23 protein-coding genes are annotated in these 20212 nt (G+C 68.4%); 11 read left to right on the plus strand and 12 right to left on the minus strand.

Going from position 1 to position 20212, the window contains the following annotated elements; genetic code table 11:
- Positions 1-75: 75 nt before the first annotated feature.
- Together ABZ909_RS36400 and ABZ909_RS36405 are read left to right on the plus strand one after the other, a co-directional pair.
- Positions 76-936, plus strand: a complete 861-nt coding sequence (locus tag ABZ909_RS36400; RefSeq protein ID WP_357009289.1) for an AraC family transcriptional regulator — start codon at positions 76-78, stop codon at positions 934-936.
- 50 nt (positions 937-986) lie between these two features.
- Entirely contained in the window at positions 987-2096 is a 1110-nt protein-coding gene (locus ABZ909_RS36405; protein ID WP_357009292.1) for a serine hydrolase domain-containing protein, read from the plus strand.
- 118 nt (positions 2097-2214) lie between these two features.
- On the opposite strand, the gene ABZ909_RS36410 is transcribed toward ABZ909_RS36405, so the two are convergent.
- The 4 genes from ABZ909_RS36410 to ABZ909_RS36425 all read right to left on the minus strand — a co-directional run bounded on the left by ABZ909_RS36410 (position 2215) and on the right by ABZ909_RS36425 (position 5967).
- The gene (locus ABZ909_RS36410) at positions 2215-2361 is read right to left on the minus strand and encodes a DUF1059 domain-containing protein (protein WP_354845559.1); all 147 of its coding nucleotides are present in this window, start codon (positions 2359-2361) and stop codon (positions 2215-2217) included.
- Between the two features lie 98 nt (positions 2362-2459).
- Positions 2460-3704 carry a cytochrome P450 gene (locus ABZ909_RS36415; RefSeq protein WP_357009295.1) on the minus strand — a complete coding sequence of 415 codons (1245 nt, stop codon included), beginning with the start codon at positions 3702-3704 and terminating at the stop codon, positions 2460-2462.
- A gap of 44 nt (positions 3705-3748) precedes the next feature.
- Complete coding sequence (locus tag ABZ909_RS36420) at positions 3749-5101, minus strand: cytochrome P450 (protein WP_357009298.1); 1353 nt, start codon at positions 5099-5101, stop codon at positions 3749-3751.
- A 275-nt stretch (positions 5102-5376) separates the two neighbouring features.
- A complete protein-coding gene (locus ABZ909_RS36425; protein ID WP_357009301.1) occupies positions 5377-5967 on the minus strand; it encodes a TetR family transcriptional regulator in 591 nt (196 codons plus the stop codon).
- A gap of 95 nt (positions 5968-6062) precedes the next feature.
- Here ABZ909_RS36425 and ABZ909_RS36430 point away from each other — a divergent pair, with 95 nt between their 5' ends.
- Positions 6063-7058 (plus strand): alpha/beta hydrolase, encoded by a 996-nt coding sequence (locus ABZ909_RS36430; protein WP_357009304.1) that lies wholly within the window; start codon positions 6063-6065, stop codon positions 7056-7058.
- Between the two features lie 108 nt (positions 7059-7166).
- Here the strand turns inward: ABZ909_RS36430 and ABZ909_RS36435 are convergent, their stop codons facing one another.
- Together ABZ909_RS36435 and ABZ909_RS36440 are read right to left on the minus strand one after the other, a co-directional pair.
- Complete coding sequence (locus tag ABZ909_RS36435) at positions 7167-7829, minus strand: SDR family NAD(P)-dependent oxidoreductase (RefSeq protein WP_357009307.1); 663 nt, start codon at positions 7827-7829, stop codon at positions 7167-7169.
- A 39-nt stretch (positions 7830-7868) separates the two neighbouring features.
- A complete protein-coding gene (locus ABZ909_RS36440) occupies positions 7869-8342 on the minus strand; it encodes a MarR family transcriptional regulator (RefSeq protein ID WP_357009310.1) in 474 nt (157 codons plus the stop codon).
- A 177-nt stretch (positions 8343-8519) separates the two neighbouring features.
- Between ABZ909_RS36440 and ABZ909_RS36445 the strand changes: the two genes are divergently transcribed.
- Positions 8520-8732, plus strand: coding sequence for a nucleoside monophosphate kinase (locus ABZ909_RS36445; RefSeq protein ID WP_357009521.1), 213 nt, complete (start codon positions 8520-8522; stop codon positions 8730-8732).
- Between the two features lie 270 nt (positions 8733-9002).
- On the opposite strand, the gene ABZ909_RS36450 is transcribed toward ABZ909_RS36445, so the two are convergent.
- Positions 9003-9398 carry a carboxymuconolactone decarboxylase family protein gene (locus tag ABZ909_RS36450; RefSeq protein ID WP_357009313.1) on the minus strand — a complete coding sequence of 132 codons (396 nt, stop codon included), beginning with the start codon at positions 9396-9398 and terminating at the stop codon, positions 9003-9005.
- Positions 9399-9742: 344 nt separating this feature from the next.
- Between ABZ909_RS36450 and ABZ909_RS36455 the strand changes: the two genes are divergently transcribed.
- Positions 9743-10207, plus strand: a complete 465-nt coding sequence (locus ABZ909_RS36455; protein ID WP_357009315.1) for an SLATT domain-containing protein — start codon at positions 9743-9745, stop codon at positions 10205-10207.
- 9 nt (positions 10208-10216) lie between these two features.
- Here the strand turns inward: ABZ909_RS36455 and ABZ909_RS36460 are convergent, their stop codons facing one another.
- Together ABZ909_RS36460 and ABZ909_RS36465 are read right to left on the minus strand one after the other, a co-directional pair.
- Positions 10217-11932 carry a GAF domain-containing protein gene (locus ABZ909_RS36460; RefSeq protein WP_357009318.1) on the minus strand — a complete coding sequence of 572 codons (1716 nt, stop codon included), beginning with the start codon at positions 11930-11932 and terminating at the stop codon, positions 10217-10219.
- A gap of 114 nt (positions 11933-12046) precedes the next feature.
- Positions 12047-12925 (minus strand): DUF302 domain-containing protein, encoded by an 879-nt coding sequence (locus tag ABZ909_RS36465; protein ID WP_357009321.1) that lies wholly within the window; start codon positions 12923-12925, stop codon positions 12047-12049.
- A 252-nt stretch (positions 12926-13177) separates the two neighbouring features.
- On the opposite strand from ABZ909_RS36465, the gene ABZ909_RS36470 reads away from it, so the two are divergent.
- The 4 genes from ABZ909_RS36470 (at position 13178) to ABZ909_RS36485 (ending at position 15534) form a co-directional block, all read left to right on the plus strand.
- Positions 13178-13624 (plus strand): pyridoxamine 5'-phosphate oxidase family protein, encoded by a 447-nt coding sequence (locus tag ABZ909_RS36470; RefSeq protein WP_357009524.1) that lies wholly within the window; start codon positions 13178-13180, stop codon positions 13622-13624.
- A gap of 96 nt (positions 13625-13720) precedes the next feature.
- Positions 13721-13852, plus strand: a complete 132-nt coding sequence (locus tag ABZ909_RS36475; protein ID WP_357009325.1) for a hypothetical protein — start codon at positions 13721-13723, stop codon at positions 13850-13852.
- Between the two features lie 156 nt (positions 13853-14008).
- Entirely contained in the window at positions 14009-14932 is a 924-nt protein-coding gene (locus ABZ909_RS36480; RefSeq protein WP_357009328.1) for a universal stress protein, read from the plus strand.
- 212 nt (positions 14933-15144) lie between these two features.
- Positions 15145-15534 (plus strand): VOC family protein, encoded by a 390-nt coding sequence (locus tag ABZ909_RS36485; protein ID WP_357009330.1) that lies wholly within the window; start codon positions 15145-15147, stop codon positions 15532-15534.
- Positions 15535-15543: 9 nt separating this feature from the next.
- Here the strand turns inward: ABZ909_RS36485 and ABZ909_RS36490 are convergent, their stop codons facing one another.
- The gene (locus tag ABZ909_RS36490) at positions 15544-16503 is read right to left on the minus strand and encodes an acyl-ACP desaturase (protein ID WP_357009332.1); all 960 of its coding nucleotides are present in this window, start codon (positions 16501-16503) and stop codon (positions 15544-15546) included.
- Positions 16504-16755: 252 nt separating this feature from the next.
- Between ABZ909_RS36490 and ABZ909_RS36495 the strand changes: the two genes are divergently transcribed.
- A complete protein-coding gene (locus tag ABZ909_RS36495) occupies positions 16756-17529 on the plus strand; it encodes a sigma 54 modulation/S30EA ribosomal C-terminal domain-containing protein (protein ID WP_357009335.1) in 774 nt (257 codons plus the stop codon).
- A gap of 115 nt (positions 17530-17644) precedes the next feature.
- Positions 17645-18157 (plus strand): DUF2231 domain-containing protein, encoded by a 513-nt coding sequence (locus ABZ909_RS36500; protein ID WP_357009338.1) that lies wholly within the window; start codon positions 17645-17647, stop codon positions 18155-18157.
- A 51-nt stretch (positions 18158-18208) separates the two neighbouring features.
- On the opposite strand, the gene ABZ909_RS36505 is transcribed toward ABZ909_RS36500, so the two are convergent.
- Both ABZ909_RS36505 and ABZ909_RS36510 read right to left on the minus strand, forming a co-directional pair.
- On the minus strand, positions 18209-19438 hold the full coding sequence (locus ABZ909_RS36505) for a helix-turn-helix domain-containing protein (RefSeq protein ID WP_357009340.1): 1230 nt from the start codon (positions 19436-19438) through the stop codon (positions 18209-18211).
- Positions 19435-20211 (minus strand): hypothetical protein, encoded by a 777-nt coding sequence (locus tag ABZ909_RS36510; RefSeq protein ID WP_357009343.1) that lies wholly within the window; start codon positions 20209-20211, stop codon positions 19435-19437. Before ABZ909_RS36510 ends, ABZ909_RS36505 begins: the two co-directional genes overlap by 4 nt.
- Between the last annotated feature and the right edge of the window lies 1 nt (position 20212).

Here is a 20212-nt window from a genome sequence, read left to right on the forward strand (position 1 = left end):
CCCGCACCGGCGGCCGCGACCCGGGCCCACCCTGGCCGACCGAGGTGAGGCCGCCGGGTTTGTAGCCTGGACGGGGTGGATGCTGTGGACTTCGGTGACGAACCCGGTGCGGCGTGGGATTTCGCGGGTCCGGACGATGCCGGACGGCCGGACGGCGCGCTGATCGGTTACCGCGATATGGGCGGGGCCGGACTGGACCTCCGGGTTGCCGGGACGACGGCAGTCACCATGGTGATCGGCTTCGGTGCCGGCGCAGTGCTGGTCGACGACGTCTTCGGGCGGCGAACTCTCGACGGGTTCGCTGCAGGGCTTGCCCTTTCGGCCATGCGCGTACGCAGCGAACGAGCCGCGTGTATCGAGATTCGTCTGTCGCCGATACAGGCGTACTCCCTGTTGGGTGTTCCCCCAGTCGATCTGGGCTGCGGCGCAGTCGCCCTGGAGGATCTCTGGGGACCGCGGGTTCGGGTACTGCGCGAGCAGCTCGCCTCCGCGCCGGCCTGGGGTGAGCGTTTCGCACTGACGAAATCGTTTCTGGCACAGTGCGATACCCCGAATCGCTCGCCGGACCCCGAGGTGCTGGAGGCCTGGTTTCGAATCGAGTCCGCCCACGGCCGGTTGCGGATCGGCGAACTCGCCCGATCGCTCGGCTGGAGTCATAAGCGGCTCGGGTCGCGTTTCGAGTCCCAGATCGGACTCACTCCCAAGCGGGCGGCGATGCTGGCCCGATTCCGGTATGCCGTCGACAAACTGGTGGCGGGCCGGTCCGCCGCCGATGTTGCGGTGGAGTGCGGGTACACCGATCAGGCTCACCTGTGCCGGGATGTATCGATCTTCACGAATGGCACCCCGAGGGCTCTGACCGCACACCATCTGCCCGCCATTGCCCGGCACCGGTACCGGGCCTGGGGAGAATTTTTCCAATACCGGGCCGGGTAGCCCGGTCGATAGTGGTGGCCTCCGACATCGACAACGAGAGGACACATGTCGTGACCACCACCCTCGATTCCACGCAGCTGCGCGCCGCCCTGGATGCCGTCCACCGTGCGGGCATGCCGGGAATCTTCGCGGAAGTCCGCGCCGGGGACCAGATCTGGTGTGGCGCAGCCGGAGTCGCCAACGTAGCAACCGGCCGACCCGTCTCCAGCGATATGCGCCACCGCGTCGGCAGCATCACCAAGACGTTCACCGCCGCCGCCGTATTGCGGCAGGTCGACAACGGTGAGATAGAGCTCGACGCACCGATCGGCCGCTACCTGCCCCGCCAGGTTCCCGGGGATCGGGGTGCGTCGATCACGGTCCGGATGTTGCTCAACCACACCAGCGGCCTCGCCGAATACCTGCCCTATGTCTACCCGTCGCTCGCGGCCTTTCCGGACCTGGCGAGGACGACGCCGGACAGCCTGGACGACAACCGATTCACCCGCTTCCATCCGACCGAGCTGATCGAGATGGGTGTCTCGGCGCCCGCCACCGGGGCCGCGGGTGGCACTCCCGGGATCTACTCGAACACCAATTACCTTCTGCTGTGCGAACTTCTGGCATCGGTGTCCGGCGTCTCGGCCGAGAAGTGCATCACCGGCGACATCATCGAGCGCGCCGGGCTGCGGGACACCGAGCTCCCGGCCGGATCGCACATCGACGGGCCGCACTCCCTGCACTACGAGTCGTGGTTCGGCATGATCGAACCGCCGTGCGACTACAGCGTTTTCGACATGTCATGGGTCGGACCGGCGGCGTCACTGATCTCCACCGTCGCGGACCTGAACCGCTTCTTCGGCCTACTGCTGGCCGGCGAAATCATCAGCCGCCCAGCCCTGGCGGAGATGCAGCGCACCGTTCCGGTCATCTCGTTCGAGGGAAAGACCCTCGACTACGGTCTCGGCCTCAAAAGGCTCCCGGCTCCCGGCCCCGCCGCCTTCTGGGGCAACGACGGCTCCGTCTGGGGCGGCGGCGCGATCTCGATGACCAGCGTCGACGGCACCCGCCAACTCTCCGCCGCCGTGAACCTCCAACGCTGGAACCGTCCCGCCATCGCACCGCGGCCCCATCCCATCGACGCTGCCCTGCAAGCTTTTATCCACCAGGCGCTCGCGTAGCAGCGTGTCCCGCCATCGAAGTAGCGGGGGACACGGCCGCGGGGGCGCCCGGCTCGTTCGGAGCCGGGCGCACCTCCCGCGCGGGAAGCTCGGCGCAGACGCGCCCGCTCGAACCGGATCAGTACGCGAGGAACAGGATCTCGTCGCGGGAATAGTCGTGATCGGGGTGCCGCTCGGCGAGGTGGGCCTGGGTCTTCTCGACCAGGTCGTCCTCGTTCTCGCCGCGAATGTATTCGCCGCACGGGCAGCTCAGGCGGGTCTTCATCATCTACTCCCAATGTGATTGCGGGGGACGGCTTCTCGTCCGATCCGCGCCCGATCGAGTATGCACCGGGGGATCCGCCCGGCGATACGGTGGCCCGGCTACCCGTACCGGACCCGCCAGTGCTTGATGCCGTTGATCCACCCCGACCGCAGCCGCTCGGGCGCGGCGACCTCGGACAGGTCCGGCATCGCGTCGGCGATGGCATTGAACATCAGATCGATCTCCAGCCGGGCGAGATTCGCGCCGACACAGTAGTGCGCGCCGGTGCCGCCGAAGGCCAGGTGCGGATTGGGGTCGCGGAGAATGTCGAACCGGAACGGGTCGTCGAAGGCGTCCTCGTCGAAATTCGCGGAGCTGTAGAACAATCCGAGCCGCTGGCCCCGCCGGATCGGCTGCCCGCCCAGTTCGATGTCCGCGGTGGAGGTGCGCTGGAACGCCGTCACCGGGGTCGCCCAGCGCACGATCTCGTCGGGCGCGGTGCGCGGGCGCTGGCGCCGGTAGAGCTCCCACTGCTCGGGGTGATCGATGAACGCCTTCATCCCGTGAGTGATGGCATTGCGGGTGGTCTCGTTGCCCGCCACCGCCAAAAGGATGACGAAGAAGCCGAATTCGTCCGAGCCCAGGGATTCCCCGTCGAGATCGGCGTGCACGAGCCGGCTGACGATATCGTCGAGCGGGTCGGCGCGCCGCTGTTCGGCCATGGTCCAGGCGTAGCCGAGGATCTCCATCGACGCACTGGTCGACGAGGTCGTGCTGGTGTTGTCCCCGTATTCCGGGTCGTCGTAGTTGAGCATCTGATTGGACCAGTCGAACAGTTTGCGCCGATCCTCCTGTGGCACGCCCAGCAATTCGGCGATCGCCTGCAACGGCAGCTCGCACGCCACCTGCTCGACGAAGTCGCCGCCGCCGGTTTCCCGTGCCGCGTGCACGATCGCGGCCGCCCGCTCGGTCAGTGCGCCGCGCAATCCCTCGATCGCGCGCGGGCTGAAGCCTTTCGAGATGATGCGCCGGATCTTGGTGTGCTTGGGCGGATCCATGTTCAGCAGCAGCGCGCCGGTGAGCTCGATCTGTTCGGGCGTGATCTCCCCGGGTAAGCGGATCACCGCGCCCTTGCGCTGGGCGGAGAACAGCTCCGCGTTGCGTGAGATCTCCTTGATGTCCTCGTGTTTGGTGACCACCCAGTAGCCGCCGTCGCGGAATCCGCCGGACTGGGCGTCGGTCTGGGGGTTCCACCACACCGGGGCGGTGCGGCGCAGCCGGGCGAATTCTTCGACGGGGTTTCGGGTCTCCCACAGCGCGGGATCGGTGAAATCGAATCCGGGGGGAATGGACGGCGCGGACACGGCTGCCTCCTGACGGGCCGACATCGGTGTGGACCGGGACGGACTCAGCGGCGGCGGCGCCGGTAGCGGACGCGGCACGGCTGCTGCAACTGCACCACCATCTTGGAGTGGTCGTTGCGGTAGGTACCCGACGGCTGCGCCAGCTCGAATTCCCAGTCCCGCAACAGGATCGAGAAGATCGCCTTGAGCTGCATGAGCGCGAACGGCGCGCCCACACAGCGGTGACGGCCCGCGCCGAAGGGAATCCAGGTCCAGCGATTGACCAGATCCTCCTGCCGCGGATCCAGATAGCGCCCCGGGTCGAAGGTGTCGGGGTCCGGGAAGTCCTCCGGTATCCGGTTGGAGATGGCCGGCGTGGCGGCCACCATGTCGCCCGCCTCGATCCGTTGCCCGCACACCTCGAACCGGGCGCGTGCGATACGCATGAGGATGATCAGCGGCGGGTGCAGGCGCAGCGCCTCCTTGAGCGCGGCCTCCAGATTCGGAATCTGGCGCAGCGCATGGTGACTCACCTCCGCCCCGTCGGCGTACAGCTCGTCGAGCTCGGTGACCGCCGTGGCCAGCGTGTCGGGGTGGCGCAGCAGTTCGATGATGGTCCAGGCCGCGGTGCCGGAGGTGGTGTGGTGCCCGGCGAACATCATGGAGATGAAGATGCCGGTGATCTCGCTGGCCGAGAAGCGCGAGACGCCGTTCTCGTCCTTGACCGAGATCAGGACATCGAGCATGTCGCGATCGTCCTGGCCGGTGGGCGGATTCACCTCGCGCTGATCCATGATCGCCTGCACGAGCTCGACCAGCGCGACCCGGGCCGCGTCGCGGCGGCGGAAACTCTCGATCGGCGCGTAGGGATCGACGTAGGCCAGCGCGTCGGTGCCCTGCTCGAGTTCGTGATAGAGATGCGCGAACCGGGAGTCCAGCTGGTCACGGAACTTGCGGCCGATCAGGCAGGCGGAGGATGTGTAGATGGTCAGCTCGGCGAAGAACTCGAGCAGATCGATCTCGCCCTCATCGGACCAGCCGGCCAGCATCCGATCCACCTCGCGGGCGATGGTGGCCGCGTGCCCGCGCATGTGGTCGGCGCGCAGCGCCGAATTGTGCAGCATCTCCTTGCGGCGTTCGGGCGGTGCGTCGAAGACCACGCCCTCGCCGAAGATCGGCTTCATGAACGGGTAGGCCGCACCCTGATCGAGGTCCTCGTCGCTGGCGCGGAAGAAGAACTCGTTGGCCTCGGCTCCCGACAGCAGGATCACATCGCGGCCCGCGAGGTCGAAGGCGCCGACATTGCCGCATTCGGTGCGCACCCGCCGCATCAGCGCGATGGGATCGGTGCGGAACTCCTCCAGGTGTCCGTGCTCGTCCTCGCCTCCGGAGACTCGCTGCGGCTTGGCCAACGTCATTGGAAATCCTTCCAGGAATATCCGTCCAGACACGTGATGGACATGTGTCCGGACGGTACTACGGTTAGTGGCGTGCGACAAGGTCTGCCGACGGCTTCGGACGTTGAATCGGATCGACGGACGCATGCTGCTGCGGCGTGCGCGCGGGCCGATGGCCAAGGGCCGCTTGGTCATCGGCTGCGCGCGGAGGTGGCGAGCCCCCTCGTCGCGGTCGGCGACCGGCGGGGCTCGTGGTATTCATCGGGATCGCGGTGTGACGGTTCGCCGCCCGTCGATCAGTCGGCTGCGGGATCTGTCAGCAGTCGCCGTGCGGACGCTTCCAGGAGATCGGCGACCTGCTCGTAGGAGAGCAGGCCCATCCCGGCCTGGAGCAGTGCGCCCGCGTAGAGCAGCTCCAGCATCGAAACCCGTTCGGGGTCATCGGATCCCAGCGCCTCGGTGAGCCGGCCGCGGATCTCCCGGCCGATGCGCACCCGCAGATGCCGGACATCGGGGTCATCGCCCAGCAGTGCGTTGCTGACCGCACCGGCGAGGACCGGGTCATTGGCCACCAGCAGGGATACCTGACGCAGCACGGCGACCACCCGGGTCGCCGGGTCCTGTGCGCCGGTGTCCAGTTTCGGGGCCGCGACCAGTCGCCGCCAGAACACCTCCGAGATCAGGTGCTCCTTGGACGAGAAGTATGTGTAGGCGGTGGCGGTGCCGACTCCCGCGGCCGCAGCGACCAGCCGAATCGTCGTGCCGGAGAAGCCTTCCCGGGACAACACCGCGACTGCCGCCGTGGTGAGGCGGTCAACGGTGTCGGCCTGCTTCTCGGTGAGACGTCGCCGAGTTGCCTCGATACCGGTGGATGCGAGTTCGGACATGTGTCCAGATGATACGGGTGCCCGCAAACCTGGACTAGTGTCCGTATTGGCTTCCAAGTCTGTGATAGCGTCGCTGCACCTGCGAGAGGGCCGGCATGCAGATCAGCGACGCGATGATGGACGGCCAGCTGCGTACGACCGGTGTGTGGTTGCGGCGCATGGGGTCTCGGCACAGTGAAAGGCGTTTGCGGGTCATCAGCGGCGTGATCGACGGACTGCTGTGGCTCGCGCGGGCTCGGCGCCCGAAGACCCTGCGGGTCGGGGAGTTCGGAATCGATCGCGGCGACGGAACACGGCTGCGGGTGGTCGTCTATTCACCGCTCGGGCCCACCACCGCGGCGGCCGGACTGCTGTGGCTGCACGGCGGCGGATACTTCCTCGGGCGACCGGAACAGGATCTGCGGATCTACCGGCTCCTGGCCGAGCGGACCGGATGCGTGGTCGTCGCGCCCGACTATCGGCTCAGCGTCGCCCACCCGTACCCCGCGGCGCTCGACGACTGCTACGCGGCTTTGATCTGGATGCGCGACAACGCGATCCGGCTCGGCATCCGCGAGGATCAGCTGGCGGTCGCGGGGGAGAGCGCGGGCGGGGGACTGACCGCCGCGCTCGCTCTGCTGGCGCGCGACCGGGAAGAGGTGAACATCGCCTTCCAGATGCCGATCTACCCCATGATCGACGACCGGCAGTCCACCGAATCGGCCGGCGACAATGACGCACCCCTGCTGGATTCGGACACGCTGACCTCGGCGTGGCAGCTGTATCTGCGGAATCTGTATGGGACGCAGCGGGTTCCGGTGTATGCCGCGCCCGCGCGGGCCGGTGATCTGCGTGGGCTGCCGCCGACCTTCACCTACGTCGGGGGCATCGAGCCGTTCCGGGACGAGACGGTCGCCTACGTGGACGCACTGCGATCCTGCGGCGTACCGGTGGACTTCGAGATCTACCCCGGCTGCTGGCACGGCTTCGACCGTCTCGTCCCGCGCGCCGAGGTGAGCAAGCGGGCCTTCCGCTCGCGGGAACGGTGGCTGCGGCACGCGCTGGACACCTATTTCGCACCGCAACCCGGAGCGGATCGGGACCGCGCCTGAGGGCCTCCGCCCTGATCGCCACGACCCGCGATCCCATCAAATCCGCTCTGCCGCAGGCACTCCAGCCCAGCCCGCGGCCGGTCGTGGGCTGACCGCGACACGTCGCCGTCAGGCGATGACCTGTTCGGCCCTTTTCCGTTCGGTGTAGAGGGTCCAGTAGGTCTTCGCGATCTCGTCGGGGGAGAGGTGGGGAATCCCATCGGGGGCGGTCGCCGCGATCATGAGATTGATCGCGGTGTTCGCGGCGTAGACGCCGGTGCCGGCGAGCGAGTTGTGCAGGTTGAGCGCCCAGTTGCGCAGTCCCGACTGGGCGATGTTCAGGGTGGCCAGCTGCGGATACGGTGAGATCGCGCCGCCGCCGGTGGTGAACAGCAGCGTGCCCGCGCCCGCGGCGAGCATGGCGGGCAGTACCGCCTGGGTGGCGGCGACCGCGCCGTAGAGGTACTGGTCGACCTGCGGACGCAGGTTGTCGATGGTGACGTCCTTCGGCTCGACCAGGACCAGGCCGGCGTGCGGCGAGAACTCCAGGACGTCGATGGCGCCGAAACGCGCCGCGGCGTCGGTCAGGGCGGCGGTGAGAGCGGCGTGGTCACCGGTGCCGGCGGCGAATCCGGCTGCGGTGATGCCGGATTCGGCCAGCTCAGCGACCAGGTCGTCGAGCGAATCCTTGTTGCGGGCGATCAGTGCGACGTCGAATCCATTGCCGCCGAAGACTTTCGCGATGGACAGTCCGAGGCCGGGTCCGGCTCCGACGAGGGCGATGGTGGGCATACGGGTACTCCTCGATGATCGGTGGGAACGGCCGCCGAGTCAGGAACGCTCGGGGTCGATGGCGGCCAGGAGGCGCTCGGAGATGACGCCGAGCTGCCGCTGCTGGGACTTGGTCAGGGCATCGAAGACGAGGCGGCGCACCTCGTCGACATGCGCGGGCGCGCTGGCGACGACCTTGGCCCACCCGTCCCGGGTGAGGACCGCGCGCGTGGCGCGGCCGTCGTCCGGATCCGGTTCACGCCGCACCCAGCCCCGCTTCTCCATCTTGGCCACCACATTGGACAGCCGCGACAGCGAACCGCCCGTGAAGTGCGAGAGCCGGCTCATCCGCAACGCGCCCTCGGAATCCGAGGACAGCGCCGACAGCACCAGGTAGTCGAAATGGCTGATATCGGCATCCCGCTGGATCTGGGTGTCCAGTGCGGCGGGCAGCCGGATCAGCAGATAGGCGAAGGCATGCCAGATCTGCTGCTCGTCGGCATCCAGCCAGTGCGGTTCGCTCTGCTCTCCCATGGCTCCACAATAGATTCAAACTTGAAGCTATTGGAAGTGATGTTTACTACAAAGTTGAAGTTTCTGAGGGGTCGTCGGACGCTCACCTGCCGACCGCGGATTCGCGGCTCGTGCGGGGTTGGCGTGACGGCTGCCGGTGAACTCGCCGTATCGGATTCGGCAGGGGGATTGGACGCGATGCGCTCGGTTCTGCTGGGGCCCAAAGGTTCTGGGAAGGGTATGCGGGCCTGGCTGCTGAGCGCCCATCTCGGGTTGCCGCACATCTCGACCGGGGAATTGCTCCGGGAGGCCGTGCGGGTGGGAATCGGGCCCGGTCGTGAAGTGAAGGCCTTGGTTGAGTCGCTATTCCGTCCATCGCGGCCCATTACCGGGCTCGTGGCGTCATCGTGACGGTCGACGGTGTCGGCGACGTGGCGGTGGTTTTCGAGCGCCGCCATGTGGCACTGTCCCGATGACGCGTTGAGCTGTCTGCGGTGGATCAGCGGTTGAGGATTCGCCGAAACCAGCTGTCGCGGTCGGTGTCCTGATGGCCCGCGCACCACTGGTTCGCCGGAACGGTGGCGCGGACCTGGGCGACGTGGGCTCCGCAGCCGGACCAGGTGGTCTTGCCGCAGGTCCGGCATCGGGCGGGATGGCACATGGGTGGTTCCTCCGGGGTGGTCAGGCGGGGGAGTCGCCGGATTCGACGGCGTCGGCGAATTCGCAGAACGCCTCGTAGGCGCGGGCGCCGTGAATGGTGGCGGGGCCGCCGTGCATGAGGAAGGTGACGCCGATGGCCTCGGCGGCCTCCTGCTTGGTCGCACCGGCGCGCGCCGCGGCCTGACCGTGCGAGGCGATGCAGCCGTCGCAGCCTTCGACCACACCGATGGCCAGCGCGATCAACTCCTTGGTCTTGCGATCCAGCGCGCCCGGCGCGAAGGCCGCCTTGCTCAGCTCGCCGAAACCCTTGTACACCTCGGGGATCGCACGCCGCAGCTCTCGGTGCAGCGGAGACAACTCGCTCAGGACGGCCTTGCCGTGCGGCGAGGCGTGGATGACATCGGTCGGTGCGGACATGGCTACTCCTTCGGCTGCTTCGGCGAAGCGCGGCATCGTCGGACCGGCCGCGTCGCGGATACCCCATGGGGTATGGACCCACGGTAGCATACCCCCTGGGGTATATGTCGCGACGTGCCTCACACCTGCCGTCCCGAGCGAGGTGTCCCGACTGCGGTCGCCTGGCTTCGGATCGCTTCCGAATCCGGGCGCTGACGGTCAGTTCAATCCGAGGGCTACCGCGTTGCCATCGTGATCGCCGGTGGTGGCGGTGTTGTAGGTGTTGCCTCCCTGGCCGGCGCTCATGATCAGCTCGCCCACGAATGCGCACAGGAGTAGTCGACCGGATCGCCTACAGTCGACGCGTGAGTGACTTGCCTTCTGGGCTAACGCAATTGGAGCTGGCGACCTATGTTCGCGCGCAGATTTCCGCCGCCAATGCCTACACTCGACGGCGCAAGCGAGGGTTCAGGTGGCGTTCCGCGGCGTTGCGCGTGACGCTCTTGGTGTTCTCGGCGACTTCGACGATCATCCTCGGGTTGCGGCGCCTGGATCCGACTTGGGCGGGAACGGCTTTCGCTCTGGCCGCAGTGGTGACCGCGCTGACAGCGTTGGAGCCGTTCTTCGCGTGGCGGCAACTGTGGGTGGTGATGGAGGAGGCTTCGTATCGCTTCCACCGTATCGGTGACGAACTCGAGTTCTATGTCGCTGCCACTGCCCCGGACGAACTGGATAACGACCGCATCCGCGCTATTTTCGATGAATACCAGACGATCTGGCAGAAGCTGAGCACACGGTGGCTCAGCTTCCGGGATACCGGGGATCGGTAGGTTTCGGGGTCAGTGGAGCGGGGCCGACCAGCGGAGGCGGGTGCCGGTGTCGTCGGGGTTGGGGAGGATGGTGAAGGTGCCGCCCAGTTCCTGGGCTCGGCGGGCGAGGTTGGAGAGGCCGCTGGGGGTGATGTTGTCGGGGATGCCGGTGCCGTCGTCGGAGACGGTGATGGTGAGGTCGTCGGCCACGTCGAGGGTGACGGAGAGGGAGTGGGCGTTGGCGTGCCGGACGGCGTTGGAAACCGCTTCCCGGACAACGGCTTCGGCGTGGTCGGCCAGCACGGGGGCCACGACGGAGAGGGGGCCGGAGGCGCGCAGGGAGGTGCGCAGGCCGATGTCGGTGGTGTGCTGGGCGATGACCTGTTCGAGGCGTTGACGTAGGCCCGGGGATTGGCCGTTGGTGCCGTGCAGGTCGAAGATCGAGGTGCGGATCTCCTGCACCACGTCCTGGAGGTCGTTGACCACATCCGACAGGCGCTGCCGGATTTCGGGGGCGCGGGTGCGGGCGACGGTGCCCTGCAGGCTCAGTCCCGCGGCGAACAGGCGCTGGATCACGTGGTCGTGCAGGTCGCGCGCGATGCGGTCGCGGTCGCTGAGAATGTCGAGTTCGCGCACACGCTGCTGGGCCTCGGCCAGCTGGATGGCCAGCGCCGCCTGCTCGGTGAAGGCCGTTGCCAATTCCAGGGTTTCGGCCGAGAACGGGGGAGCGGAGATCGGTCGGACGATGACCAGCACGCCGAAGGTGGCGCCCTGGGCGTGCAGCGGGAGGATCAGCGTCGGGCCGGGGTCTGCGATCGGCTTGCCGAGATCGATATCGCTCGCGTCGTCGAAGCTCAGCGGCGTGCCCTCGGCGATCGCCCGGCCGATCGTGGTGCCGGTGGTCCGGACGGCCAGGCTGCTGGGCCCGGCGCCGGGCCCAGCCCAGCGCGCGATCCGCAGCTCCCTGGTCTCCTCCGCCGGAATATCCGGATCGTCCTCGATGGCCAGCCACGCGCGTTCGGCCTGGGTCAGCGTGCGGACATGCTCGACCACGTGCGCGAGCACCTCGTCGGCGGCGGTCCCGGCCAGGAACGCGGTGGCGGTGTCGCGGGTGGCCTCGATCCACGCCTGCCGGGCGCGGGCCGATTCGTACAGCCGCGCATTGTCGATGGCGATGCCGGCCGCCGCGGCCAGCGCCTGGACGATCACCTCGTCGTCCTCGTTGAAGGGCAGCCCGTTCTTCTTCTCGGTCAGATACAGGTTGCCGAAAATCTCGTCCCGGATCCGCACCGGCACCCCGAGGAAGGTGTGCATGGGCGGGTGGTTGGCCGGAAACCCTACCGACGCAGGATGACTGGCGATGTCGTCGAGCCGGATCGGCTCGGGCTGTTGGAACAGCACCCCCAGCACACCGCGCCCGGCCGGGAGATCGCCGATGGCATCGGCGGTCTCGTCATCGATGCCCTCGTGCACGAACTGGGTGAGGTTCGCGTCCGCGCCGCGCACGCCGAGTGCGCCGTAGCGGGCGTCGACCAGGCTGATGGCGGTGCGCACGATGGTGCGCAGTGTCTGGTCGAGATCCAGCCCGGCGGTCACCGACAGCATGGCCTCGACGAGTCCGTCCATCCGGTCGCGCGCGTCGATGATCTGATCGACCCGATCCTTGACCTCGGTCAGCAGTTCGCGCAGTCGCAACTGCGACAACGTGCTTCGCACCGAGGGCTCGGCATCGGAGGGGGAAGTCATCTGAAGGCATCCTGGGGCTGTTGCGGGCGAATCCGAGCTTTCGCTCGCCCACAGTGTATTGGCGCTGTGCCGGATGCCGCCTCCGGAGCCGCAGATGCCGGGGCCCGGATCAACTCATCCCGCCACCGCGGCCGGGTGGTGGAGCACGGCCAGCGCCGCACCGAGCAGCCGGCGTGCTTCGGCGGCAATACCGCTGAGTGCGGGTTGCGCGAGCGTGCGCACCTGAACCTCGGGATCGGCCGCCTCGATCAGCACTCCGGTCTCGTCCTCGCGCAGCACGATCCGGGTGGGCAGCAGCAGACCGGCGCGCTGGTCGGCCTCCAGCGCTCGCGCGGCCAGTCGCGGATGGCACACCTCGAGAATCAGGTGGTCCCCGATGTGTTCACCTGCCTTCTCCCGCAGTATCGCCTGCATATCGATCTCGGCGACGACGCCGAACCCCTGCCGGTGCAATGCCTCTCGGGTCCGGGCGGCGGCGTCGGTGAGGTTGCCGTCGAGATGTACGGCGATCGCGGGTGCGGGTGCGACCGGGACCCGGATTTCGGTGATCAACTGCCGCGGATCGCTGACCTCGTCGGGGCCGACCAGATATGCCTCGGTCGGCGGCCCGATCGGTGTGCAGCCCGCCTCCCGTACCCACTCGCCCAGCGCGCGATAGGCGGCGTCCAATCCGCCGTAGTCGCCCCGGTGGCAGGTGCGCGCGACCAGTGTCGGCGGCAGCACCACCAGCTCCGCCCCGGACGCGGGCCCGAGATTGGGCGCGGGCTCGATGGGCAATCCGAAATCGACCTTGATGGAATCCCCGGCAGACGACTCGTGATGAAACGTAATGGTGGGTGCGCCGGAAGCCGTCAGACCGGCACGGTCGGCCACCTCCGCCAAGCGCTCGACGCCCGCGACAATGGCGTCGCCGAGTCGATCGGGCGGGATCTCGAGAGGAACCTGCACAACGGTCTGCGGCGCCGTCTTGCACAGACCGATTCGATAGTTCATCACGTGCCTCCTGTTCGACGGGTGTCCCTTCAGACTCCGGCTCGGGGCCGGGTACGCCACAGAGGCGAATGTCCCCGCGACCGAGGCAGAAGCGCAGTGCCGCCGGGGACCAGGAATCTCGTCGAGGACCTTAGGCCCTGCCGGGCAGGAGAATTCAATGGTCATATGGAGATCGAATGCCCATCGAATCGATGAACCATGACGGGAGACGACGGCATGAACCGTTTCCGGGCCGAGGAGGCCGCGCGGAGCATGGTCGAGGAGGCCGCGCGCAGCGTGGTGAACCTCTCCCGGGCCGAGTCGATGCGCCTGCTGGCCAGTGTCCCGTTCGGCCGGGTGGTCTTCACCCGCGACGCGCTGCCCGCCATCCGGCCGGTGAATCACATCCTCGACGGAGAGACCCTCGTGGTGCGGACCCGGCTGACGTCGCGACTGACCTCGACCGTGCGGGCCGCCTCCGACGTGGTGGTCGCCTACGAGGCCGACGATATCGATCGGGTGACCCGATTGGGCTGGTCGGTCGTGGTGACCGGCCTCGCGCGGACCATTACCGACCCGGACCGCGTAGCCCGCTACGACGCTCTGGTGCGCCCGTGGGTGGACGGGGTCATGGACACCATCGTGGCCATCGAGCCGACGCTGGTGACCGGTATCCGGCTGGTCGAGCGGGGATCGATCGGGGCCGAGCCGCTCCGGTGAGCGACCCTGCGGATACCATCCACGCTGCCGCGTCTCGGATGGTGTGCCGATCCGGCGACGCCGTCCGACCCGACCGATCCCGAGAGGACCACCATCATGTGTCAACCGACCCCCTGCGACTGCGGCAAGATCACCTGGGCCGGCTGCGGCGAGCACATCGACCAGGTCAAGGTCGCCGTCCCCGCCGAGCAGTGGTGCGACGGCGAGCACGAGACCGCCGGCAGGTAGCCGCCGATCGCCTCCCGCGACCATGGGCCCGCGGCGGGGCGGTCTTTGGGCCTCGGGTCCCATGACCATCGGCCGCAGTGCCGGCACCCCGGTGATTCATACCGTGAGGGTGGGCGGCGATCCGCCGCCCGGTAACCGCACCGCCGGGAGATGGCAATGACTGAGCAGGAATTCGACGATCCGCACCGACTGGTCTCCGCGGGAGTGGTTGTCGGCGTGGACGGGTCGCCGGGATCGGACATCGCGCTGCACTGGGCGGCCGACCTCGCGGCGCGTCGGGGCCGCACGCTGCAGGTCGTCCACGGGCTGGACCTGGTGGGTACCAGTGCCGTGGTGGGCCCGTACGCGGTGGTGACACCCGAGGTGATCGATACCGCACAGGCCAAGGGCCGGGCGGTGGTTCGGCATGCGGTCGAAACCGCGCGGGCCGCGCACCCCGGTCTGGAGGTGACGGCGCACCTGTTCAACGATTCCGCCGCGGGATTGCTGATCGACTTCAGCGCCCGCGCCTACGCCGTCGTGCTCGGCGCGACCGGGACCGCCGGAACCTTCGCACATCTGGGCTCGACGCTGCTGTCGGTCACCTCGCACGCGGCGGGCAATGTATTCGTGGTGCGCCCGGATCCCGAGGCGGACAACACCGTTCGTGATTCCGGTCCGGTGGTGGTCGGCATCGATTGCGGCCCGGTGAGCGAGCCCGCCATCGCCGCCGCGTTCGCCGAGGCGTCCGAGCGGGGCGCGGACCTGGTGGCCGTGCACGTCTGGAGTGACTGGAGCGCTGGGGTGTTCGCCGGCGATCATCCAACTCCGATGCTCGACGACGTCGAAGCCGTCGAGGAGTCGGTCCTGGCCGAGCGGCTCGCCGGGTGGCAGGAGAAGTACCCGGACGTGACCGTGGTCCGCCGCGTCCACTTCTCCGCCCCGGCGGCATACCTGCAGGAGTGGTCGAAGCACGCGCAGTTGGTCGTGGTCGGCAATCGCGGCCGCGGCGGATTCCTGGGCATGCTGCTCGGCTCGACCGCGCATTCGCTGGTGCAGCACGCTCAGTGCCCGGTCATGGTCGTCCACGCGGCCGACTGACGCCCGCACCGGTGATAACCCTCGGGCGGCCCGCGCTAGTGTGAAACCCGTTCGGCTACCCGAGCGTGGGGCGCTCCGACCGGCAACTGGGTGGAGGAGGCCGGGCTGATCGAGACGCAGAAGCAGGGCAGGTACTAGTTCCACTACCTCGATACGACGCCGCTGGCCGCCGTTCTGGAGCGGTGGCCGGTGCACAGGAAAGGGTAAGGGCCGTGCGGATTTACATCACCAGCGTGTTCGTCGACGACCAGCAGAAAGCGCTCGACTTCTATACCGGGGTGTTGGGTTTCACCGAGAAGCATGATGTGCCACTGGGCTCGGGGGCCCGCTGGCTGACCGTGGTGTCGCCCGAGGACCCGGAGGGTGCGGAGCTGCTGCTCGAGCCGGATGGGCATCCGGCGGTCAGGCCATACAAGGACGCCCTCGTCGGCGACGGCATTCCAGCAGCCTCGTTCCAGGTGAAGGATGTACAGGCCGAATTCGTGCGGCTCAGCGGCCTCGGGGTGACGTTCACGCAACAGCCGCTGGAAGCGGGACCCGTCACCACCGCCGTATTCGACGACACCTGCGGGAATCTGATCCAGATCGTCACCCCGGTCTGACCCGTCCGCTCAGACGCGGGCGCGCTCACGGGCGAGGGAGCGGTCGCGCTGCTCCTCGAAACGCGGAATCTGCACCTGGTTCAGGTTCTCGAGGTAGCACGCCAGCCGCGCCCTCGCCTGTTCGCCCTGCGGTCCGAAGTCGGTGCGGCCGAAGACATTCCAGTGCCGCAGCACCGGCATCAGCACGTCCTCGTAGTGCTGGCGCAGATCGTAGATCCCGTGCTTGGCCATGAGAACGCCGTGGCGGCGGAAGTTGGGCATGCCGGTGCCGGGCATACGGAAGTTCTCGACGATCAGGTCGATGGCCGTCATGGCCTGGTCTGGCACGAGGTCCAGGGCGGCGCCGCACAGGGTGCGATAGAAGATCATGTGCAGGTTCTCGTCCAGGGCCAGCCGCTGCATGATGCGGTCGGCAACCGGGTCCGCGCAGACCTCGGCGGTATTGCGGTGGCTGATCCGGGTGGCCAGCTCCTGAAAGCTGACGTAGGCCACCGAGTAGAGGAAACCGGCGTGCGCGGCCGCGGTGCCCGGATCGATCGGCGCGGCGAAACCATTGGTCATGTGGGTCATCCGGTCGTTCTCCAGCGCGACCGGATCGACGCCGCGGGTGACCACGAGATAGTCGCGCAGGACCACGCTGTGCCGGTTCTCCTCCGCTGTCCAGCGGCCCACCCACGTGCCCCACGCCCCGTCGCGGGAGAAGTTCTCGGCGATCTCGCGGTGATAGGAGGGCAGGTTGTCCTCGGTGAGCAGATTGGTGATGAGCGCGGCCTTCGCCACCTCGGAGAGCCGGGATTGTTCGGGATCCCAATCGATTCCGCCGAGCTGCGCGTAATTGCGGCCGTCGTCCCAGGGCACGTAATCGTGCGGGTGCCAATCCTTGAACACCGATAGATGCCGGTCCAGCGCCTGCCCGGCGACCGGCTCCAGTTCGACGAGAATCTCACGCTGGGTCAACTCACGCGCCACGAGTACTGTCCGCCTTCCTGTCCGATGAGTGGGGGCCGTGCGGCCATCGCCCACCGTTCCGTGCCGCCCCGTGTGGCGACAGAGCCGAAAGTCCCCACCGGACCGGGACTTCGATCTCGAAATCGGGAACCCACCGAAAGGTGCGCCTCGCCACCCGATCCCGGGACCTTCGGCCCTGTTTGCGCCGCAGTGACCGGTGCTGACATGGACGCGTCGACATCAGGGTCGATCACCACCAGGAGGTCGTGCAGCGTGCATGCGAACGAGGTCGCCACCATGCCGGGACCGGTCGTCGAGGTGATCGTGGACGGCACGATCTCCGCGCAGGAAGTGCACCGGGCTCGCGCTGAGATCACGGAGGTGTTGCGCCGCCACGGCCTGGCCGGCAGCGCGAATGTGCGGCTCACTCGCGGCGCAGGCGCCGCCGGCGCATCGGTCGCGCAGATCGACCTGTGCATCGCCGGGACTCCGGTGCGCTGCCAGATCGACGGCCCCGGCACTCGCGCCCTCCGCCTCGCCGCCGAACGCCTCGACTGCTCGCTGAATCGCCAACTGGCGCAGGCACCCCCGCGCTGGGCGCCCGACCCCGCCCGCGCGCCACTGGTCACCATCGGCGAGGAACGCCCCATCGTCCGCCGCAAGCACTGCGTGCCACACCGGTGCGACCCGGCGACCGCCGTCGCGACCATGGACGCTCTGGATTACGACGCCCACCTCTTCACCGACCTCGACACCGGCGAGGACGCCATCGTGTATTGGGCCGGACCCCTGGGCGTCCGGATGGCTCGCCAGCGCCGCCTATGCCCGCCCCGCGATTTCGAGCACCTCCCGCTGACCATGAACCCCCACCCGACCCGCATCCTCACCGAGTCGGCCGCCGCCCTCCGCCTGTGCGGCCACGGCCTACCCTTCCTCTTCTTCACCGACGCCGACGACGACCGCGGCCGCCTGCTCTACCGCCGCTACGACGGCGATCTCGGCCTGGTGATCGCCGCCCCGATGGGTCCGCTCAGCCCCTCCGCGTGAGCCCTCCTACCCGGTCACAGCGTTTTCTCAGCGATGATCGGCTATTTCTTGAGCATCGGCTCGTAGGCTGCGCGGGCCGCAGACCGACGCTCGGACAGGAGAGTTACCGATCACCATGGGACCCAATACCATCAATGGGCTGCCTGCCCATGTCCTGCTCGTTCACGCTGTGGTGGTGCTGGTGCCGCTGACGGCATTGCTGGTTGCGCTCGCCGTCGCGTGGCCCGCGGCGCGGCGGCGGATCGGCGTGCTGCTGCCGGTGGTCGCCTTCGTCACCCTGGTGTTCGTGCCGCTGACCACTCACTCCGGGGAATGGCTCGAGCACCACACGTCGCGAGATCCGCTGGTGCGGATCCATACTCACCTCGGTGACGATCTGCTCGCGTGGTCGGCGGCGACGTTCGTGTTCGCCACCGTGTGGTGGGCGATACACAGTGAACGCGCGCGGGACCTCCTGCGGCGGCGAGTTCCTCGGGTCGATGCTGTCTCGGGTCGCCGGGCGGTCGCGGTCATTGTCGCGGTGGCGGCTCTCGCCGTGGCGGTCGGATCCGTGGTGCAGGTCTATCGCATCGGGGACAGCGGGGCAAAGGCCGCCTGGCACGATCGAGCCGCCGTCCAAGCCGGGTGATCTCCGACGGCCCGGCCGATCATGACGACTACTGGGTGGATCGAGGCGATGTCAGGGTGCGACGCGGCCGAAGAGGACGGACTCCATCAGTCGGATCACCCACTGGCGCGGGTAGATTCGCTCGTCGTCGCCGAAGACCCGGCCGTAGTCGACGACCAGCCCGAGGGCGGCGTGGACAAGGATGTGCCCCGCGGCGGGGGTGAGCTCGGGGCGGACCCTGGCCAGCAGGGTCGCCCATTCGGCGACGACGAGGCGTTGCACGACACGCAATGTCGCGCGTTCATCGTCGGGGACGTGGCCGAATTCGGCGAAGTAGACGAAGATCAGCTCGCGTTCGTCGAACGCCCCGGCCACGTACATATCGACGAGTTTGGTCAGTGCGTCGGCGGGACCGGAGGATTCGGCCAGGGTCGGGCCGATGACCGCCGACATGCGGTCGGCGGCCTGTCGGAACACGGCATTGAGCAGGTCGCCCTTGCCGCGGTAGTAGCGGTACACCGCCGAAGGCGAGGGCAGGCCCGCGGCGGTGGCGATGTCCTCGACACTGACATTCGGGTAGCCGCGTTCGTAGAACAGCCGGACCGCCCGATGCAGGAGCAGTTCATGCTCGAGGGTTGGCGGCACCTCCATCGCGCGCGGCGCGGCCGCCGGGAGCCCGGGCGCGGGCAGATCGGCCTCGACCAGCGCCCAGCAGGCCGAATTCAGCAGGGCGGCCGTGGCTTTCGCGCCGACGGTGATGCGGTGATCGCCCAGGCCGCTCGCCGTGCTGAAGACGCCCACCGCCCGGACCCGCCGCTCGTGGTCGGACAGTTCGGGCCGCACCTCACCCATCAGACCGCCCAGGGCGGCGAGAGCGGTCGCGAATTGCCCGTCCACCGTGCGCTTGTCGGCGTCGTCGAGGTAGCGGAACTCCCAGCGCGCGAGCCCGACCGTGGTCCGGTTGGCGATGGTGCCCGCGATGATCCCGTCGATCGCGTGCCCGAGCCGTCGCCGGGCGGGCCAGGCCGCGGCCTCCTCCGGCAGGCGCACCGCGGAGACGGTCAGTGCGCCCAGCCGTAACAGTTCGCTGGCGAACAACGCGTACTTGCTCGGGTAGTGCCGGTACAGCGCGGTGGAGGTGATCCCGAGCCGGGCCGCGATGTCCTCCATGCTCACCCGGTGATACCCGAGGGCGGCGAACTCGGCCGCCGACACCGCGGCGATCTGGGCTCGCCGGTTCTTGGGGCGTCGTCGCACCGCCCGCGCTCCCGGGTCGGAGGCGGGCGTGGTGGCGCGGTTCACGACTGCGGCTGCTGTGCCAGCGGCGAATTCACCTTGTTCACCAGCCACCGGTCGCCGGACCGCTCCAGCCGCATGACCATGGACAGCTGCCCGGGCGCGGGTTTGCCCTGGGTGCCGAGGCTGGTGATGGTCTGCCCGATCACCACGATGGCCTCGGCGGAATCGCGGTCGGCAGTGCGGACCGCGCACTGCACATCGGTGGCCTTGGACACCACCTGGCCCTGGGTGAGCACGTCTCGCAGATCCTTGCTGGTGGAATCGAATTGCTTGCGCCAGTCGCCGGCCGCGCCATCCAGGACGGAAGTGAAGTAGGCGTCGAGATTCTTGGCGTCATAGGTGGCCAGCACCGGCGCATACTTGCAGGCCGCGGCGCGGGCCTGCTCCTGGGCGGTGAGCAGTTCCCGGTGGTGCGCGTCCTGCTGGTGGAAGACGATGCTCGAGCCGATCGCCCCCGCGAACGCGAGCACGACCGCGGCCCGGGCCACGATGCGGCCGCGCTTACCCGGTGCGGGTACGGATACCCGCCGCAGCCGCGACTCCTTCACGCGCGCAGCAGTTTTCGGAGCGCCGCTCGACTGCTCTGCCGCCTCGGTCTGCGCAGGCCCCGCCTGTTCCGCTGCTACGGCGGCCTTGTCTGCGGCATCGCTGACGTCGGTGTCCGGTTCGATGGTCGCACTGCACGTTTGCGCGGCGTCGGTGCTCATTTCGCCGGTCTCGACGCTCGCCCGGTCCGCCTCCGCAGTCCTATCCTGCTGAATCATGTTCTCGCTCATG

The sequence above is a fragment of the Nocardia sp. NPDC046763 genome, from assembly GCF_040645495.1.
Classification (GTDB): domain Bacteria; phylum Actinomycetota; class Actinomycetes; order Mycobacteriales; family Mycobacteriaceae; genus Nocardia.

Coding starts and splice junctions, on each gene's coding strand:
- ABZ909_RS36410 (WP_354845559.1), bottom strand. CDS start 2,361: ATGAAGACCCGCCTGAGCTGCCCGTGCGGCGAATACATTCGCGGCGAG.
- ABZ909_RS36420 (WP_357009298.1), bottom strand. CDS start 5,101: ATGACGTTGGCCAAGCCGCAGCGAGTCTCCGGAGGCGAGGACGAGCAC.
- ABZ909_RS36425 (WP_357009301.1), bottom strand. CDS start 5,967: ATGTCCGAACTCGCATCCACCGGTATCGAGGCAACTCGGCGACGTCTC.
- ABZ909_RS36430 (WP_357009304.1), top strand. CDS start 6,063: ATGCAGATCAGCGACGCGATGATGGACGGCCAGCTGCGTACGACCGGT.
- ABZ909_RS36435 (WP_357009307.1), bottom strand. CDS start 7,829: ATGCCCACCATCGCCCTCGTCGGAGCCGGACCCGGCCTCGGACTGTCC.
- ABZ909_RS36440 (WP_357009310.1), bottom strand. CDS start 8,342: ATGGGAGAGCAGAGCGAACCGCACTGGCTGGATGCCGACGAGCAGCAG.
- ABZ909_RS36445 (WP_357009521.1), top strand. CDS start 8,520: ATGCGCTCGGTTCTGCTGGGGCCCAAAGGTTCTGGGAAGGGTATGCGG.
- ABZ909_RS36450 (WP_357009313.1), bottom strand. CDS start 9,398: ATGTCCGCACCGACCGATGTCATCCACGCCTCGCCGCACGGCAAGGCC.
- ABZ909_RS36460 (WP_357009318.1), bottom strand. CDS start 11,932: ATGACTTCCCCCTCCGATGCCGAGCCCTCGGTGCGAAGCACGTTGTCG.
- ABZ909_RS36465 (WP_357009321.1), bottom strand. CDS start 12,925: ATGAACTATCGAATCGGTCTGTGCAAGACGGCGCCGCAGACCGTTGTG.
- ABZ909_RS36470 (WP_357009524.1), top strand. CDS start 13,178: ATGGTCGAGGAGGCCGCGCGCAGCGTGGTGAACCTCTCCCGGGCCGAG.
- ABZ909_RS36475 (WP_357009325.1), top strand. CDS start 13,721: ATGTGTCAACCGACCCCCTGCGACTGCGGCAAGATCACCTGGGCCGGC.
- ABZ909_RS36480 (WP_357009328.1), top strand. CDS start 14,009: ATGACTGAGCAGGAATTCGACGATCCGCACCGACTGGTCTCCGCGGGA.
- ABZ909_RS36500 (WP_357009338.1), top strand. CDS start 17,645: ATGGGACCCAATACCATCAATGGGCTGCCTGCCCATGTCCTGCTCGTT.
- ABZ909_RS36510 (WP_357009343.1), bottom strand. CDS start 20,211: ATGAGCGAGAACATGATTCAGCAGGATAGGACTGCGGAGGCGGACCGG.